General features: G+C 54.8%; 13 protein-coding genes. 9 read left to right on the top strand and 4 right to left on the bottom strand.

What is annotated here, in order from left to right:
- The first annotated feature begins 10 nt into the window (after positions 1-10).
- The 3 genes from mazG (at position 11) to eno (ending at position 4,039) form a co-directional block, all read left to right on the top strand.
- Entirely contained in the window at positions 11-802 is a 792-nt protein-coding gene (gene mazG, locus ROR01S_RS04850; RefSeq protein WP_004866986.1) for a nucleoside triphosphate pyrophosphohydrolase, read from the top strand.
- Between the two features lie 223 nt (positions 803-1,025).
- Positions 1,026-2,663: a glutamine hydrolyzing CTP synthase gene (pyrG, locus tag ROR01S_RS04845; protein ID WP_004866984.1), complete on the top strand. Its 1,638-nt coding sequence runs from the start codon at positions 1,026-1,028 to the stop codon at positions 2,661-2,663.
- 80 nt (positions 2,664-2,743) lie between these two features.
- The gene (gene eno / locus ROR01S_RS04840) at positions 2,744-4,039 is read left to right on the top strand and encodes a phosphopyruvate hydratase (protein ID WP_004866982.1); all 1,296 of its coding nucleotides are present in this window, start codon (positions 2,744-2,746) and stop codon (positions 4,037-4,039) included.
- A gap of 68 nt (positions 4,040-4,107) precedes the next feature.
- Here eno and ROR01S_RS04835 read toward each other — a convergent pair whose 3' ends face one another.
- Positions 4,108-4,932, bottom strand: a complete 825-nt coding sequence (locus ROR01S_RS04835) for a MurR/RpiR family transcriptional regulator (RefSeq protein WP_004866980.1) — start codon at positions 4,930-4,932, stop codon at positions 4,108-4,110.
- Between the two features lie 166 nt (positions 4,933-5,098).
- Between ROR01S_RS04835 and ROR01S_RS04830 the strand changes: the two genes are divergently transcribed.
- Both ROR01S_RS04830 and ROR01S_RS04825 read left to right on the top strand, forming a co-directional pair.
- The gene (locus ROR01S_RS04830; protein WP_064359159.1) at positions 5,099-6,658 is read left to right on the top strand and encodes a PTS transporter subunit EIIC; all 1,560 of its coding nucleotides are present in this window, start codon (positions 5,099-5,101) and stop codon (positions 6,656-6,658) included.
- The gene (locus ROR01S_RS04825) at positions 6,655-7,344 is read left to right on the top strand and encodes an N-acetylmannosamine-6-phosphate 2-epimerase (RefSeq protein ID WP_004866975.1); all 690 of its coding nucleotides are present in this window, start codon (positions 6,655-6,657) and stop codon (positions 7,342-7,344) included. Before ROR01S_RS04830 ends, ROR01S_RS04825 begins: the two co-directional genes overlap by 4 nt.
- A 46-nt stretch (positions 7,345-7,390) precedes the next feature.
- Here ROR01S_RS04825 and ROR01S_RS04820 read toward each other — a convergent pair whose 3' ends face one another.
- Positions 7,391-8,500, bottom strand: a complete 1,110-nt coding sequence (locus ROR01S_RS04820) for an SDR family oxidoreductase (RefSeq protein WP_044347454.1) — start codon at positions 8,498-8,500, stop codon at positions 7,391-7,393.
- A gap of 512 nt (positions 8,501-9,012) precedes the next feature.
- Between ROR01S_RS04820 and queE the strand changes: the two genes are divergently transcribed.
- Positions 9,013-9,684, top strand: a complete 672-nt coding sequence (gene queE, locus ROR01S_RS04815; RefSeq protein ID WP_004866972.1) for a 7-carboxy-7-deazaguanine synthase QueE — start codon at positions 9,013-9,015, stop codon at positions 9,682-9,684.
- 78 nt (positions 9,685-9,762) lie between these two features.
- Here queE and queD read toward each other — a convergent pair whose 3' ends face one another.
- Positions 9,763-10,125, bottom strand: a complete 363-nt coding sequence (gene queD / locus ROR01S_RS04810; protein WP_004866969.1) for a 6-carboxytetrahydropterin synthase QueD — start codon at positions 10,123-10,125, stop codon at positions 9,763-9,765.
- 521 nt (positions 10,126-10,646) lie between these two features.
- Between queD and cysJ the strand changes: the two genes are divergently transcribed.
- From cysJ to cysH, 3 genes are all read left to right on the top strand, one after another.
- Positions 10,647-12,446 carry an NADPH-dependent assimilatory sulfite reductase flavoprotein subunit gene (gene cysJ, locus ROR01S_RS04805; protein WP_032718168.1) on the top strand — a complete coding sequence of 600 codons (1,800 nt, stop codon included), beginning with the start codon at positions 10,647-10,649 and terminating at the stop codon, positions 12,444-12,446.
- Complete coding sequence (gene cysI / locus ROR01S_RS04800; protein ID WP_004866966.1) at positions 12,446-14,158, top strand: assimilatory sulfite reductase (NADPH) hemoprotein subunit; 1,713 nt, start codon at positions 12,446-12,448, stop codon at positions 14,156-14,158. Before cysJ ends, cysI begins: the two co-directional genes overlap by 1 nt.
- Before the next feature lie 96 nt (positions 14,159-14,254).
- The gene (gene cysH, locus ROR01S_RS04795; RefSeq protein ID WP_004866964.1) at positions 14,255-14,989 is read left to right on the top strand and encodes a phosphoadenosine phosphosulfate reductase; all 735 of its coding nucleotides are present in this window, start codon (positions 14,255-14,257) and stop codon (positions 14,987-14,989) included.
- A gap of 77 nt (positions 14,990-15,066) precedes the next feature.
- On the opposite strand, the gene ROR01S_RS04790 is transcribed toward cysH, so the two are convergent.
- Positions 15,067-16,110, bottom strand: coding sequence for an aminopeptidase (locus ROR01S_RS04790; RefSeq protein WP_004866962.1), 1,044 nt, complete (start codon positions 16,108-16,110; stop codon positions 15,067-15,069).
- Positions 16,111-16,343: the final 233 nt, after the last annotated feature.

Genomic DNA, 16,343 nt, shown 5'->3' with positions numbered 1-16,343 from the left:
AGGAAACACTATGACCCAAATCGATCGCCTGCTTGGCATTATGAAACGCCTGCGTGATCCGGAAAACGGCTGTCCGTGGGACAAAGAGCAGACCTTCGCCACCATCGCCCCGTATACCCTTGAAGAGACGTACGAAGTGCTGGATGCCATCGCCCGTGAAGATTTCGACGATCTGCGTGGCGAGCTGGGGGACCTGCTGTTTCAGGTGGTGTTCTACGCCCAGATGGCACAGGAGGAGGGCCGCTTTGCATTTGACGACATCTGTGCCGCCATCAGCGACAAACTGGAGCGCCGTCATCCGCATATCTTCGGCGATGCGACTGCCGGCAACAGCGCCGAAGTGCTGGCACGCTGGGAGCAAATCAAAAGCGCTGAGCGTGCGCAAAAGGCGCAGCATTCCGCGCTGGACGATATTCCGCACAGCCTGCCGGCGCTGATGCGCGCGCATAAAATTCAGCGTCGCTGTTCGGCGGTAGGCTTTGACTGGACGTCGCTCGGCCCGGTGCTGGATAAAGTGCATGAAGAGATCGATGAGGTCATGCACGAGGCGCAGCAGGCGGTCGTAGATGAAGCTAAACTGGAGGAGGAAATGGGCGATCTGCTGTTCGCAACGGTCAATTTATCCCGCCATTTAGGGGTAAAAGCTGAAGTCGCCTTGCAGAAAGCGAACCTGAAATTCGAACGTCGTTTCCGGGAAGTTGAACGAATTGTCGCCGCTCGCGGGCTGGAAATGACCGGCGTAGACCTCGATATCATGGAAGAAGTGTGGCAAGAGGTAAAACGCCAGGAAACTGATCTCTAACGAAATTTTGCGATCAAGCGCTATTTGTGTGATTTTTTAAATGACAAGCGCTTGATTTGCGTCAAAAACATTTACCCAAAAGGGGCTATTTTCTCACTCCTTATGTTTGTCATGACCTGGAAAGGAGACGGAGAATGAAAGTTTGTGGCGCTCGTCGTGTTCGGGTATACTACTTTCCCGTCCTGGTTATTCCATCGTTTCACCCTAACTTCTCAGGTTCAGCATGACAACGAACTATATTTTTGTGACCGGCGGGGTCGTATCCTCTCTGGGTAAAGGCATTGCCGCAGCCTCCCTGGCCGCTATTCTCGAAGCCCGTGGGCTTAACGTAACCATGATGAAACTGGATCCGTACATCAACGTCGATCCGGGCACCATGAGCCCAATCCAACACGGGGAAGTGTTCGTTACTGAAGACGGCGCTGAAACCGATCTGGACCTGGGTCACTACGAGCGCTTCATCCGTACCAAAATGAGCCGCCGCAACAACTTCACCACGGGTCGTATTTACTCCGACGTTCTGCGTAAAGAGCGCCGCGGTGACTATCTGGGCGCAACCGTACAGGTTATCCCGCACATCACTAACGCGATTAAAGAGCGCGTGCTTGCCGGTGGTGAAGGTCACGATGTGGTGCTGGTTGAAATCGGCGGTACCGTCGGTGATATCGAATCCCTGCCGTTCCTCGAAGCTATCCGTCAGATGGCGGTAGAAATCGGTCGCGAGCATGCTCTGTTTATGCATTTGACCCTGGTGCCGTATATGGCGGCAGCCGGCGAAGTCAAAACCAAACCGACCCAGCACTCCGTAAAAGAGCTGCTTTCCATCGGTATTCAGCCAGATATCCTGATCTGCCGCTCCGATCGCGCGGTACCGGCCAACGAACGTGCAAAAATTGCATTGTTCTGCAACGTTCCGGAAAAGGCTGTTATTTCTCTGAAAGATGTCGATTCCATTTATAAAATTCCAGGCCTGTTGAAATCTCAGGGGCTGGACGATTATATTTGTAAACGATTCAGCTTAAACTGTCCGGAAGCGAACCTGGCCGAATGGGAGCAGGTGATTTACGAAGAAGCTAACCCGGCAGGTGAAGTCACGATCGGTATGGTCGGCAAGTACATTGAACTGCCGGACGCGTACAAGTCCGTGATTGAAGCGCTGAAACACGGTGGTCTGAAAAACCGCGTGACCGTGAACATCAAGCTGATTGATTCGCAGGATGTGGAAACGCGCGGCGTCGAAATTCTGAAGAATCTGGATGCTATCCTGATCCCTGGCGGCTTCGGCTACCGCGGTGTTGAAGGGAAGATCGCCACTGCGCGCTATGCGCGTGAAAATAACATTCCATATCTGGGTATTTGTCTGGGTATGCAGGTTGCGCTGATTGAGTTCGCGCGCAACGTAGCGGGGATGGAAAACGCCAACTCCACAGAATTTGTGCCAGACTGTAAGTACCCGGTAGTGGCACTCATTACTGAATGGCGTGATGAAGAAGGCAACGTTGAAGTGCGCTCTGAGAAGAGCGACCTCGGCGGCACCATGCGCCTGGGCGCGCAGCAGTGCCAGCTGGACGACGCGAGCCTGGTTCGCCAGCTGTACGGCGAGCCGACCATCACTGAACGACATCGTCACCGCTATGAAGTCAACAACATGTTGTTGAAACCGATTGAAAATGCGGGCCTGCGTGTTGCGGGCCGTTCCGGGGATGATCAGTTGGTCGAGATCATCGAAGTGCCGAATCACCCGTGGTTCGTTGCTTGTCAGTTCCATCCGGAGTTTACTTCGACGCCGCGTGATGGCCATCCGCTGTTTGCAGGTTTTGTGAAAGCGGCAAGCGAGTATCAAAAGCGTCAGGCGAAGTAAAAGAGTTAGAACGGCAATGCACCCATTCGGGTGCATTGTTTGTCTGGAGTTTTAGTTTAACTTGTACTGAGGAAAACCTAATGTCCAAAATCGTTAAAGTCATCGGTCGTGAAATCATCGACTCCCGTGGTAACCCGACTGTTGAAGCCGAAGTACACCTGGAAGGTGGTTTCGTTGGTATGGCAGCAGCTCCGTCAGGTGCTTCTACTGGTTCCCGCGAAGCGCTGGAACTGCGCGATGGCGACAAATCCCGTTTCATGGGTAAAGGCGTACTGAAAGCTGTTGGCGCTGTCAACGGCCCGATCGCTCAGGCTCTCCTTGGCAAAGACGCCAAAGATCAGGCTGGCATCGATAAAATCATGATCGACCTGGACGGTACTGAAAACAAATCTAACTTCGGTGCGAACGCAATTCTGGCTGTGTCTCTGGCTAACGCCAAAGCAGCCGCTGCCTCTAAAGGCCAGCCGCTGTACGAACACATCGCTGAGCTGAACGGCACTCCGGGCAAATACTCCATGCCGGTTCCGATGATGAACATCATCAACGGTGGTGAGCACGCTGATAACAACGTCGACATCCAGGAATTCATGATTCAGCCGGTTGGCGCTAAATCCCTGAAAGAAGCCGTACGTATGGGTTCTGAAGTGTTCCACAACCTGGCTAAAGTTCTGAAAGCTAAAGGTATGAACACTGCAGTTGGTGACGAAGGTGGCTACGCGCCGAACCTGGGCTCCAACGCAGAAGCGCTGGCTGTTATCGCTGAAGCGGTTAAAGCTGCAGGTTACGAGCTGGGCAAAGACATCACTCTGGCGATGGACTGCGCAGCGTCTGAATTCTACAAAGACGGTAAATACGTTCTGGCCGGCGAAGGCAACAAAGCGTTCACCTCTGAAGAGTTCACTCACTTCCTGGAAGAGCTGACCAAACAGTACCCGATCGTCTCTATCGAAGACGGTCTGGACGAATCTGACTGGGATGGCTTCGCATACCAGACTAAAGTCCTGGGCGACAAAATCCAGCTGGTTGGTGACGATCTGTTCGTAACCAACACCAAGATCCTGAAAGAAGGTATCGAGAAAGGCATCGTTAACTCCATCCTGATCAAATTCAACCAGATCGGTTCTCTGACCGAAACTCTGGCTGCGATCAAAATGGCGAAAGACGCTGGCTACACTGCCGTTATCTCTCACCGTTCTGGCGAAACTGAAGACGCTACCATTGCTGACCTGGCTGTGGGTACCGCTGCAGGCCAGATCAAAACTGGTTCTATGAGCCGTTCTGACCGCGTTGCTAAATACAACCAGCTGATTCGTATCGAAGAAGCGCTGGGCGAAAAAGCACCGTACAACGGTCGTAAAGAGATCAAAGGTCAGTAAGACTGACTTTCGCTCTTAATCTAAAAAACCCGCCCTGGCGGGTTTTTTTATATCTGAAGCTAACCGATTTACAGCAGCAGCGGCAGCGTTGCGCTGGCCGTTTGCTGGTTGACGTCGCTGTAGTGCTCATCAAGTGCAATCAGCGAAGTCGTCAGCAGTTCCACCAGCAGCATTACGCCGACTTTAGCATTGAGTGCGCCTGCGCTCAGCGGCCCTTCGGGCTTTGCCGCCACCAGCTGAATATCGCTCAGCGAAGCCAGCGGGCTACGCGGGGTGTTACTGAGCGACAGCACCTGCACGCCGCGCTTGCGGGCAAGCTTCACCACGTGCAGCAGATCCCGTGTGGAGCCGGAGCTGGAAATCGCCACCACCAGCGTGTTTTTTGAAAGCGTGGTGGCATTCATTGCCGCGCGATGCATGTCGCTGAAAAGCTGCGCGGGCTTGCCGAGGCGCAGCAGCTTGTAATGCAGATACTCGCCAAGAATGGCGCTGGCCGCCACGCCGTATATTTGCACCGCATCTGCCTGATGCAGCGCCTGAGCCGCCTGTTCGAGCAATGCCCTGTCGAGCAGCTTTGCGGTGTCCTGTAAGGCCTGAACGGATTCATTGACCACGTTATCAATTTCATCGCCGCTGCGCTGAGTTGGTTGACCCTGCTGAATATCCAGCGCCAGCGCCATCTTAAATTCGTTGTAGCCCTTGCAGCCCAGCGTGCGGCACAGGCGGGTCACGCTGGCTTCGCTGGTCTCACTCTCTCGCGCCAGTTCGGTGATCGTCAGGTAAAGCACCTTTGCCGGATCGCCCAGCACAAACTCCCCCAGCTTTTGCTGTGTCGGGCTGTAGCCGGACACGCCCTGACGCAGCCTTAACAGCAGATTTTCATTTTCAGACATGCAGGATCCTTAATGCGTTTCTCTGTGGCTAGTGTGGCGGAAAGCAGGGGATCGATGCCAGTCATTTTAAAAAAGTATGATCGTCCTCCTGGTTTGTGATGATAATTTTCACATATAAATTAAATTGTGGTAAAAATTTTCATCACTACAACAGGGGAATGAAAAAATGAATCAAATGTTCAGCGGTGCCTCCTCCGGAGCATGGTTTGAAAAGGCACAGCGCTTCGGGAAATCGTTCATGCTGCCGATCGCTGTGCTGCCTGCCGCAGGCTTACTGTTGGGAATTGGCGGCGCGCTCTCTAACCCGAACACCTTAACGGCGTATCCGTTCCTGGATGTTGCCTGGCTACAGGCAATCTTCACGATCATGAGCAGCGCAGGCTCTATTGTGTTTGCCAATCTCTCGGTGCTGTTTGCCGTCGGGGTTGCCGTTGGTTTGGCGAAAACCGACAAAGGGACCGCCGGGCTCGCGGCGCTGCTGGCGTTTCTGGTGATGAACGCCACAATTAACGCATTGCTTATCCTCAACGGCACGCTGGCGCATGAGAACCCGGGCGCGGTGGGACAGGGGATGACGCTGGGCATTCAGACGCTGGAAACGGGCGTTTTTGGCGGCGTGGTGATTGGCCTGGTGACCTGCGCCCTGCATCATCGCTTTAATAAAATTGCGCTGCCTCAGTTCCTGGGATTCTTTGGCGGCTCGCGCTTTGTCCCGATTATCAGCTCGCTGGCCGCGATTCTGGTCGGGGCCCTTATGACCGTAGTGTGGCCCCATTTCCAGAAGCTGATTTTCGGCCTGGGCGGACTGGTCGATGCGACGGGTTATCTGGGCACGCTGCTGTATGGCTTTATCCTGCGCATGCTGGGCCCATTTGGCCTGCATCACATCTTCTATTTACCGTTCTGGACGACGGCACTCGGCGGCAGCGAAATCGTTAACGGACAGCTGGTGGAAGGCACCCAGCGCATCTTCTTCGCTCAGTTGTCCGATCCGAATACGCAGCAGTTCTTTATCGGCACGTCCCGTTTCATGTCCGGGCGTTTCATCACCATGATGTTTGGCCTGATTGGCGCATGTCTGGCGATGTACCACACGGCGAAGCCGGAGAATAAGAAGCGCGTGGCGGGGCTGCTGCTTTCAGCGGCGTTGACCTCTTTCCTGACGGGGATCACCGAGCCAATTGAGTTCTCCTTCCTGTTCGTGGCACCCGTTCTCTACGTCATCCACGCTTTCTTCGACGGGCTGGCGTTTATGATCGCCCACATTCTGCACATCACCATCGGCCAGACTTTCTCCGGCGGCTTTATCGACTTCATCCTCTTTGGCGTATTGCAGGGCGAAGCCAAAACTCACTGGATGTATGTGCCGCTGGTCGGCGTGCCGTGGTTCTGCCTCTACTACTTCACGTTCCGCTTCCTGATTAACCGTTTTGGTTTTATGACGCCTGGCCGGGAGAAAGAAGCGGCAGTCGAAAATGCCATCCCACAAAGCGAACGTGCGGCGGCAGTGATTGCCGGGCTGGGCGGGCGAGATAATCTGGAAGAGGTGGATTGCTGCGCCACGCGATTGCGCGTCACGGTAAAAGACGGCGGGAAAGTCGATCAGGAAGCATTGAAGGCCACGGGCGCGCGCGGCGTGATCCTGCGAGGCAACGGCGTGCAGGTCATCTATGGCCCACACGTCACGATTATTAAAAATGAAGTGGAAGAGAGCTTAGCGTTATGAAAACTGTACTGGATAACCTGAAAGGGAAACTCATCGTCTCCTGCCAGGCGCTGGATAATGAGCCGTTGCACAGCCCGTTTATCATGTCGCGGATGGCGGTAGCGGCAGAAGAGGGCGGCGCGGAGGGGATTCGCGCCAACAGCGTGGCGGACATTGCTGCCATTAAACAGCTGGTTTCACTGCCGGTGATTGGCATCATTAAGCGTGATTATCCGGACAGCGAAGTGTTTATTACGGCGACCATGAAAGAGGTGGATGAACTGATGAGCGTCGGGCCGGAACTCATCGCGCTTGATGCCACGGCTCGCCCGCGCCCCGGTGGGCAGCGGCTGGATGCGCTGGTCGCGGAAATTCGTGCGAAGTACCCGTCGGTGCTGCTGATGGCGGATATCTCGACGGCGGAAGAAGCGCTCACGGCGCAGTCTCTCGGGTTTGATTGCGTGGGCACCACGCTTTACGGCTATACGGCAGAAACGGAGGGGCACGCACTGCCGGAAAACGACTGCGGTTTTTTACGCGATGTACTGGCTGCTGTAAATATTCCGGTGGTGGCGGAAGGGAACGTTGAAACCCCGACGCTGGCGGCCCGGTGCCTTGAACTGGGCGCGCATACCGTGGTGGTTGGCGGCGCGATTACTCGTCCTCAGCAAATTACGGCACGCTTTGCGGCGGCCATCAAAGCCTGAGGTTTTTATACTGAATAAAAAACCCGCCTCGGCGGGTTTTACAGGCTTATTTGAAATCAACGGCCATCTGCTGCGGAATCGAAAGCCCGCGGGTGGTCTGCACGCAGCGATCGATATAATCGGTAAAGCGCGGCGGCTTCGGCATTCCCATGCTGAGCAGCTTATCGTTGCTGAAGCGTACGTTGAGGGTTGCGAAGGCGCCATAAAGGCGCATTGCTTTGAGCATCAGACGTTCATTGCAGGGACCGAAGATATCCTTCAGTTCGCGACGCATCTTGACCAGCGTCTCATAGCTGACCTGCGCATACTTATCGCCGACGGGAACCTGCTCCAGCGCCGAGGCCATGGCGCGATCGATCTCAGCAAATTTGACGCTATTTTCTTCACCTGCCGAAATATGCACGACTTCCCCCTGCGCAAGCTGGTTATCAAGCAGCATCATCAGCGCATCGGCGCAATAGTCGACGGGAATCACATCGATCCGGTCTTCCATTGAGCAGAGGAATTTTTGCAGCATTAAGCCCATGCTGAATACCCAGAAGATACTGCTGGAGGGCTGGCAGCCGTGATGAGTATGGCCCACGACAATCGAGGGGCGGGCAATCGTCAACGGAAGCGTCGGGCAGGTCTGCTGCATCAGCTGCTCGATCGTGGATTTAGAGTGGGTGTATTCGACAAGGTGTTCGGCACGTTCGCGAAACTCGGCGCTTTCCGCGACCAGAGAATCGGGCTCGGGAGAACATGACATAGCCGTACCCACATGCAGGAAGCGCTGTAGCCCGGCAACCCGGGACATACGTTGGGCAAACTGCAGGGTGCCTTCCACGTTCACCTTCCAGATGAGCGGGTTATTGCCAAAGGAGGCGACAGCCGCACAGTTGAGCACGTGAGTCACTTGTTCCAGACGTGGGTCGCAGAGAAATTCTGCGGGGTTAGCTAAATCGCCCGCGAGAATATGTTGCGTACCCAGCGTCGCCAGTTTCTCCTCAGAGACATTGAACTTGCGCATGTTTTCTTTGACCCGGGCAAGCGCCGCGTCATCATTATCGGCTCGAACTAAAAGCAGCAGATTAATCCCGTTATTTTGCTTCAGGATATTCTCTAAAACCGCTCCCCCCAGAAAACCGGTAACGCCTGTAATTAATAGTGTATTCATGAACGCCGTCTCATCATGGTTGGTCGGCTGGATTCTAGGCGGCTGAAACTAAACGGTGAGTCAATGGAAAATGGCGAGTCGGAAGGCTTTCTTAAGACCGAATTAAGGTTACGAACGGGCGTGGATAGCATTGGACATCCGCGAAGTGAAGAAGATTCTGTTTTTCATGTTTCAATTTGTACATATATGATTTTTATGATTATTGTTATATTCTCAATGGTGTTGTTATAGGTGTTTAAATGTAATTTAAAACATATTTAGTTACATCAAAAGTCGCTGTATAAAAAACGTAATACATGCAGAAATAAGTCGAGGCGATTTATTTCTTCCGTCGTTGAAGGTCTTTAAAGGCTGCGAGAAATAAAGCTGAAGGGACCGTTTAGAATTGCTCAGCAGGCTATAATCTTAGTCTGACTTCAGCCACAGCTAAGCGCCGGCAATCGCAGCTGAGGACAAGACCTCGGCCGCTAAATCTGCGATAATGCTCGTTTCGAACCTAAACAGAGATGATTATGCAGTACCCGATTAACGAGATGTTCCAGACCTTGCAAGGCGAGGGTTACTTCACCGGCGTGCCTGCCATTTTTATTCGTCTGCAGGGATGCCCGGTTGGTTGCGCCTGGTGCGATACCAAACATACCTGGGATAAGCTTGCGGATCGGGAAGTGTCGCTGTTTAGTATTCTGGCGAAAACCAAAGAGAGTGATAAATGGGGCCCGGCCAGCGGCGAAGACCTGCTGGCGATTATCGGCCGTCAGGACTGGACCGCACGTCACGTGGTGATCACCGGCGGCGAGCCCTGCATCCACGACTTAACCCCGCTGACCATGCTGCTGGAGCAGAACGGATTCAGTTGCCAGATTGAAACCAGCGGTACCCATGAAGTGCGCTGCAGCCCGCGCACCTGGGTGACGGTTTCACCGAAGGTCAATATGCGCGGTGGCTACGATGTGCTGTCGCAGGCGCTGCTGCGCGCGGATGAAATTAAGCATCCGGTTGGCCGCGTGCGCGATATCGAAGCGCTGGACGAACTGCTGGAAACGCTGAGCGACGACAAGCCGCGGATTATTGCTCTGCAGCCCATCAGCCAGAAAGAGGATGCGACGCGTCTGTGTATTGAGACCTGCATCGCCCGCAACTGGCGGCTCTCGATGCAGACGCATAAATATCTGAATATTGCCTGATAAAAAGGCCCGGTCGCAGGATGCGTACCGGGCCTTTCTGTTCTGCGCGCCAGGAAACGTCGGTTTCCGGCCAGCGCATCACTCGCCGCGATAGATGCAGCCTGCGGTACAGGTTTCTTTGATCATCACGGCGCTCAGCAGCGGCACCAGCGGTTTCATCTGCTGCCAAATCCACTTCGCCAGCACTTCGCTGGTTGGGTTTTCCAGACCGGGAATGTCGTTCAGGTAGTAGTGATCCAGGCGATCGTAGGTCGGTTTAAACGCCGCCTTGAGCTCGGCAAAATCCATGATCCAGCCCGTGTGGGGATCGACTTCACCGGTAATCTCCAGACGCACCATAAAAGAGTGGCCGTGCAGGCGACCGCACTTATGACCTTCCGGTACGTGAGGCAGGTGATGGGCGGCTTCGAAGGTGAAATCTTTAAACAGGGTGGTGGACATCTTTTACTCTCAATAAGACAAAAAAACCGCCGTAGGGTACCGGAAAGCGGTTTTTTTATCATTAACTAAAACGGTCCTGAGCGAAATATCGACGTATTTACCCACGAGTACCTTAATATTCTTTTTAATTTCATAGCGTTGGCTAATCGTTTTTGTTGTTAATAACTATAACTAAAACAGGTTAGTCCATTTGGTTATTTGTTATTTCCATCCCTTCTTTAATTGTTACTATCGGCGCCGTTAACCTTATAACTCGTCATACTTCGAGCCGCATGTGCGTTGGCAATAACTCGGCCCATCCTTGGGCCTCGCCCTAACGGGCGCAGTGAACAGCGTTCAAATTCGTTCCTGACGAATTTGTCCTCGACCACCCCGGTCACTTACTTAGATAAGCTCCCGGGGGGGAACTGCGTCGCCGCCTGCCTGCAACTCGAATTATTTAGAGTAAATACATCCTCTTCTGTTTTTGCCGCGCTGACAGGGTGCGAATAACAGCTTTGCTTACTGGAACATAACGACGCATGACGACACAGGCCCCACCTTCCAATTTGCTCCCGCTGAACCCGGAGCAACTGGCACGCCTTCAGGCGGCCACGACAGACTTCACCCCGACTCAGCTTGCCTGGGTTTCGGGCTACTTTTGGGGCGTGCTGAATCAGCACTCCGGCGCAGCCACAGCGGTTCCTGCTCAGGCTGCAGAAATGCCGGGCATTACTCTGATTTCAGCATCGCAAACCGGCAACGCACGCCGCGTGGCGGAAGCGCTGCGTGACGATCTGATCGCCGCGCAGCTGAACGTGAAACTGGTGAACGCAGGCGACTATAAATTCAAACAAATTGCCTCCGAAAAGCTGCTGGTTATCGTGACGTCGACGCAAGGTGAGGGTGAGTCGCCGGAAGAGGCCGTTGCGCTGCATAAATTCCTGTTTTCCAAAAAAGCGCCGAAGCTTGAGGGTACCGCCTTTGCGGTATTTGGCTTAGGTGATACCTCTTACGAATTCTTCTGCCAGTCCGGAAAAGATTTTGACAGCCGTCTGGCTGAGCTGGGCGCTGAACGTCTGCTGGATCGCGTTGACGCAGACGTCGAGTACCAGCCTGCGGCGGCAGAATGGCGCGCGCGGGTTGTTGAAGTCTTGAAATCTCGTGCGCCCGTCGCGGCTCCGGCCCAGGGAGCGACGAGCGGGGCGGTGAATGACATTCACTCCAGCCCGTATACCAAAGAAGCGCCGCTGACGGCGACGCTGGCGGTGAATCAGAAAATCACCGGCCGCGATTCTGAAAAAGATGTACGTCATATTGAAATCGATCTCGCTGACTCCGGTCTGCGTTACCAGCCGGGCGATGCGCTGGGCGTCTGGTATCAGAACGATCCGGCTCTGGTGAAAGAGCTGGTTGAGCTGCTGTGGCTGAAAGGTGATGAGCCGGTCACGGTTGACGGCAAAACCCTGCCGCTGGCGGAAGCGCTGGAATGGCATTTCGAGTTAACGGTCAATACCGCTAACATCGTTGAGAATTACGCGACCTTAACCCGCAGCGAAACCCTGCTGCCGCTGGTGGGCGATAAAGCGCAGCTCCAGCACTATGCCGCGACCACGCCGATTGTCGATATGGTGCGTTTCTCTCCGGCGCAGCTGGATGCCGACGCGTTAATTGGCCTGCTGCGTCCGCTGACGCCGCGTCTTTACTCCATTGCCTCATCGCAGGCGGAAGTAGAAAGCGAAGTCCATATCACCGTGGGCGCCGTTCGCTACGATATCGAAGGCCGCGCTCGCGCTGGCGGTGCGTCCAGCTTCCTTGCCGACCGTGTCGAAGAAGATGGCGAAGTTCGCGTTTTTATTGAACACAACGACAACTTCCGTCTGCCTGCTAACCCGCAGACGCCGGTAATTATGATTGGCCCCGGTACCGGTATCGCGCCGTTCCGCGCCTTCATGCAGCAGCGTGCGGCGGACGGTGCGGAAGGCAAGAACTGGCTGTTCTTCGGCAACCCGCACTTTACGGAAGATTTCCTTTATCAGGTGGAGTGGCAACGCTACGTCAAAGAAGGCGTGCTGAGCCGTATCGACCTGGCCTGGTCCCGCGATCAACAACAAAAAGTCTATGTTCAGGACAAGCTGCGCGAGCAGGGGGCCGAACTGTGGCGCTGGATTAATGACGGCGCCCATATTTATGTCTGCGGCGATGCCAATCGTATGGCGAAAGACGTTGAGCAGACGTTGCTGGAAGTGATTGCCGAATTTGGCGCGATGGACGCCGAAGCGGCGGACGAATTTTTGAGTGAGCTGCGCGTTGAGCGCCGTTATCAGCGAGATGTCTACTAATGAGCGAAAAACATCCAGGACCTCTGGTGGTCGAAGGTAAACTGACCGACGCCGAGCGCATGAAGGTAGAGAGCAACTACCTGCGCGGCACGATCGCAGAAGACTTAAACGACCCCCTTACCGGCGGCTTTAAAGGCGACAACTTTCTGCTGATTCGCTTTCATGGCATGTATCAGCAGGATGACCGCGACATTCGCGCCGAGCGTGCGGCACAGAAGCTGGAGCCGCGTCATGCGATGCTGCTGCGCTGTCGCCTGCCTGGGGGCGTGATCACCACTACGCAGTGGCAGGCGATTGATAAATTTGCCGCCGATAACACCATTTACGGCAGTATTCGTCTGACCAACCGCCAGACCTTCCAGTTCCACGGCATTCTGAAGAAGAATGTGAAGCCGGTGCATCAGATGCTGCACTCGGTTGGCCTGGACGCGCTGGCCACCGCCAACGACATGAACCGTAACGTGCTGTGCACCTCTAACCCGCACGAGTCTCAGCTGCATGCTGAAGCCTACGAGTGGGCGAAAAAGATCTCCGAGCACCTGCTGCCGCGTACCCGCGCCTATGCGGAGATCTGGCTCGATCAGAAAAAGGTCGCCACCACCGACGAAGAACCGATCCTCGGCCAGACCTACCTGCCGCGTAAGTTCAAAACCACCGTGGTGATCCCGCCGCAGAACGATATCGATCTGCACGCCAACGACATGAACTTCGTGGCGATTGCCGAAAATGGCAAGCTGGTAGGCTTTAACCTGCTGGTGGGCGGCGGGTTGTCTATTGAGCACGGCAACAAAAAAACCTACGCCCGTACGGCGAGCGAGTTTGGCTATCTGCCGCTGGAGCACACTCTGGCGGTCGCGGAAGCGGTCGTCACTACCCAGCGCGACTGGGGTAACCGTACTGACCGTAAAAATGCGAAAACCAAATATACTCTTGAGCGCGTCGGCGTCGAAACCTTCAAAGCCGAAGTGGAGCGCCGGGCGGGGATCAAGTTTGAACCGATCCGCCCGTATGAGTTCACCGGTCGCGGCGATCGCATCGGCTGGGTCAAAGGGATCGACAAAAAATGGCACCTGACGCTGTTTATTGAAAACGGACGTATTCTTGATTATCCGGGCCGTCCGCTGAAAACCGGTCTGCTGGAGATCGCAAAGATCCATCAGGGCGAGTTCCGTATTACGGCGAACCAGAACCTGATTATTGCCGGCGTACCGGAGACGGAAAAGGCGCGGATTGAAAAGCTGGCGCGCGACCACGGGCTGATGAATGCGGTCACCCCGCAGCGTGAAAACTCGATGGCCTGCGTCTCCTTCCCGACCTGTCCGCTGGCGATGGCCGAAGCAGAACGCTTCCTGCCGTCGTTTATTGATAAGGTTGACGGGATCATGGGCAAGCACGGCGTGAGCGATGAGCATATCGTGACGCGTGTGACCGGCTGTCCGAACGGCTGCGGTCGTGCGATGCTGGCGGAAGTCGGGCTGGTGGGTAAAGCGCCGGGTCGCTACAACCTGCATCTCGGCGGTAACCGCAGCGGGACGCGTATTCCACGGATGTATCGCGAGAACATTACCGAGTCGGAGATTCTCGACTCGATCGACGAACTGGTAGGGCGCTGGGCGAAAGAGCGCGAAGCGGGTGAAGGCTTCGGCGACTTTACGGTGCGTGCGGGCATCATTCGCCCGGTGCTCGACCCAGCCCGTGATTTCTGGGAATAAGCCCGGCATCGCCCGGAAGCGCTAAGCTTATCGGGTACTGGTTTTGTAGGCCGGGCAAATGCAGTACGCCCGGCAGAACAGGCAAATGAGGTCTTTATGTCCGTACTCGATCTACACGTCCTTAACGAATTACCGAAGGTCGATCGCATTTTGCAACTGGCGGAAACCAACAGCCAGCTGGAAAAGCTGAGCGCGGAAGCGCGCGTTGCGTGGGCGCTGGAAAACCTTCCGGGCGAATACGTGCTCTCTTCAAGCTTTGGTATTCAGGCGGCGGTGAGCCTGCATCTGGTTAATCAGGTACGGCCGGATATTCCGGTCATTCTGACCGATACCGGCTATCTGTTCCCGGAAACCTATCGGTTTATCGACGAGTTAACGGATAAGCTCAAGTTGAACCTGAAAGTCTATCGGGCGAAGGAGAGCGCCGCCTGGCAGGAAGCACGCTACGGTAAGCTGTGGGAGCAGGGCGTTGAAGGCATTGAGAAATACAATGAGATCAACAAAGTAGAACCGATGAACCGGGCCCTGGAAGCGCTGAACGCGCAAACCTGGTTTGCGGGACTCCGTCGGGAACAGTCCGGTAGCCGCGCCACGCTCCCGGTGCTGGCCATTCAGCGCGGGGTCTTTAAGGTGCTGCCAATCATCGACTGGGATAACCGCACCGTCTATCAATATCTGCAGAAGCACGGCCTCACCTATCATCCGCTGTGGGAACAGGGATACCTTTCGGTAGGGGATACCCACACCACCCGCAAATGGGAACCGGGGATGGCGGAAGAAGAGACGCGTTTCTTTGGTCTGAAGCGCGAGTGCGGGCTGCACGAAGGCTAAGTCAGCGACGACCGTTTCCTGAGACAAAGCCCTCAGTCTGAACGACGAGGGCTTTTTTCATGTCGCCGGACAGCGAATTAGCTCTGCTTTTCCGCCTTTGCCAGCTCTTTTATCAGCGGCAGCATCACCTTGACGACATCGCGGCTGCGGTGTTCGATACGACCCGGCAGAGCCTTATCAATATGCTGCTGGTTATCCAGCTGTACGTCATGCCAGCTGGTTCCTCGCGGGAAGGAGGCGGATTTGTTGCGCTGTTGATAGCCATCTTTCTTACCCAGAGACCAGTTCGTGGCCTCCACGGACAGGACCGGGATCCCCGCGCTATCAAAAATGCTGGCGTCATTACAGCAGCCGGTACCCTGCGGATAATCATGATTGAGGCCAGGGTTGGTATAGGCGGCAATCCCTTTGCTGCGCGCAATAGCCAGCGCGCGGTCTCGGGTGAGTTTGCGAATCGAGGCGGGAGTGCTGCGCCCGCTATTAAAATAGAGCTTATCGCCAACCACCAGATTATCGAGATTAATCACCAGCAGCGTATTTTTCTTCTCCGCATCGCTCATTCGCTTCAGGATATTTTGCGCGCCGAGATTACCTTCCTCTTCACCGCTGGAAGCAATAAAGCGAATGCCGTAGTGAGTGGACACATTTTTCAACCGCTCGGCCAGCTCCAGCAATACGCCCACGCCGACGGCATTATCGTCGATGCCCTGCAGGGTCAGGCCGCCAAGGTTGCGTTCGACGTCAGCATCGCTCATGGGCGCATAGGTGTCGAGGTGCGCCATCACAATGATCTGCTGGCGAGCCGCGCCTTCATGGGCGGCAATGACGGTGCTGCCGGTGACGTTTTGCCAGTTTTTCCGTTTATCCGTATTGCTGTAGATATAACGCGCGTGGAAGCTGCGGATGTCGCTTTGATAGCCCATTTGGGCAAACTGCTGACGCACATAGTCCGCCGACAGCATTTCAGCGGGCGAACCGGTCATTCTTCCGGGAAAAACAGTCGCGATATGACGAGCCTGGGTATTTGCGGTTTCGCCCATGGCGCTGAAAGCCGGGGCGGAGAAGACAAAACCTGCGCCAAGCGCCAGGGGAAGGAGGCGGCGGCACAACGCGGAAAACATAGCGGGGGTCCTTTCTCGAGGGAAAAATTTAACGCTCATAGTATGAAACTGTGACTGCGGTTAAACAATTTCATTTGCTCTTAAATAGCGGAAAAACCGCGCGTTAAGCACTTTTTGATATTTGCTTTTTCAGGTCGTTATTCTTTTGGGTAACTACTCATTCCATTTAGTAATTTCATTTGCTCTAAACAGCACCCTATAGTCGCTCTATGACTGATTGTAAGCGAGTTGTT

Source organism: Klebsiella ornithinolytica NBRC 105727 = ATCC 31898, assembly GCF_001598295.1.
Taxonomy (GTDB): Bacteria; Pseudomonadota; Gammaproteobacteria; order Enterobacterales; family Enterobacteriaceae; genus Klebsiella; species Klebsiella ornithinolytica.
Note: the sequence above shows the minus strand (reverse complement) of the source record. Positions and strands in the feature narration are given on the sequence as shown.

What these genes read in the sequence shown, in the direction of transcription:
- mazG (WP_004866986.1), top strand. Translation starts at nt 11, where the DNA reads ATGACCCAAATCGATCGCCTGCTTGGCATTATGAAACGCCTGCGTGAT.
- pyrG (WP_004866984.1), top strand. Translation starts at nt 1,026, where the DNA reads ATGACAACGAACTATATTTTTGTGACCGGCGGGGTCGTATCCTCTCTG.
- eno (WP_004866982.1), top strand. Translation starts at nt 2,744, where the DNA reads ATGTCCAAAATCGTTAAAGTCATCGGTCGTGAAATCATCGACTCCCGT.
- ROR01S_RS04835 (WP_004866980.1), bottom strand. Translation starts at nt 4,932, where the DNA reads ATGTCTGAAAATGAAAATCTGCTGTTAAGGCTGCGTCAGGGCGTGTCC.
- ROR01S_RS04830 (WP_064359159.1), top strand. Translation starts at nt 5,099, where the DNA reads ATGAATCAAATGTTCAGCGGTGCCTCCTCCGGAGCATGGTTTGAAAAG.
- ROR01S_RS04825 (WP_004866975.1), top strand. Translation starts at nt 6,655, where the DNA reads ATGAAAACTGTACTGGATAACCTGAAAGGGAAACTCATCGTCTCCTGC.
- ROR01S_RS04820 (WP_044347454.1), bottom strand. Translation starts at nt 8,500, where the DNA reads ATGAATACACTATTAATTACAGGCGTTACCGGTTTTCTGGGGGGAGCG.
- queE (WP_004866972.1), top strand. Translation starts at nt 9,013, where the DNA reads ATGCAGTACCCGATTAACGAGATGTTCCAGACCTTGCAAGGCGAGGGT.
- queD (WP_004866969.1), bottom strand. Translation starts at nt 10,125, where the DNA reads ATGTCCACCACCCTGTTTAAAGATTTCACCTTCGAAGCCGCCCATCAC.
- cysJ (WP_032718168.1), top strand. Translation starts at nt 10,647, where the DNA reads ATGACGACACAGGCCCCACCTTCCAATTTGCTCCCGCTGAACCCGGAG.
- cysI (WP_004866966.1), top strand. Translation starts at nt 12,446, where the DNA reads ATGAGCGAAAAACATCCAGGACCTCTGGTGGTCGAAGGTAAACTGACC.
- cysH (WP_004866964.1), top strand. Translation starts at nt 14,255, where the DNA reads ATGTCCGTACTCGATCTACACGTCCTTAACGAATTACCGAAGGTCGAT.
- ROR01S_RS04790 (WP_004866962.1), bottom strand. Translation starts at nt 16,110, where the DNA reads ATGTTTTCCGCGTTGTGCCGCCGCCTCCTTCCCCTGGCGCTTGGCGCA.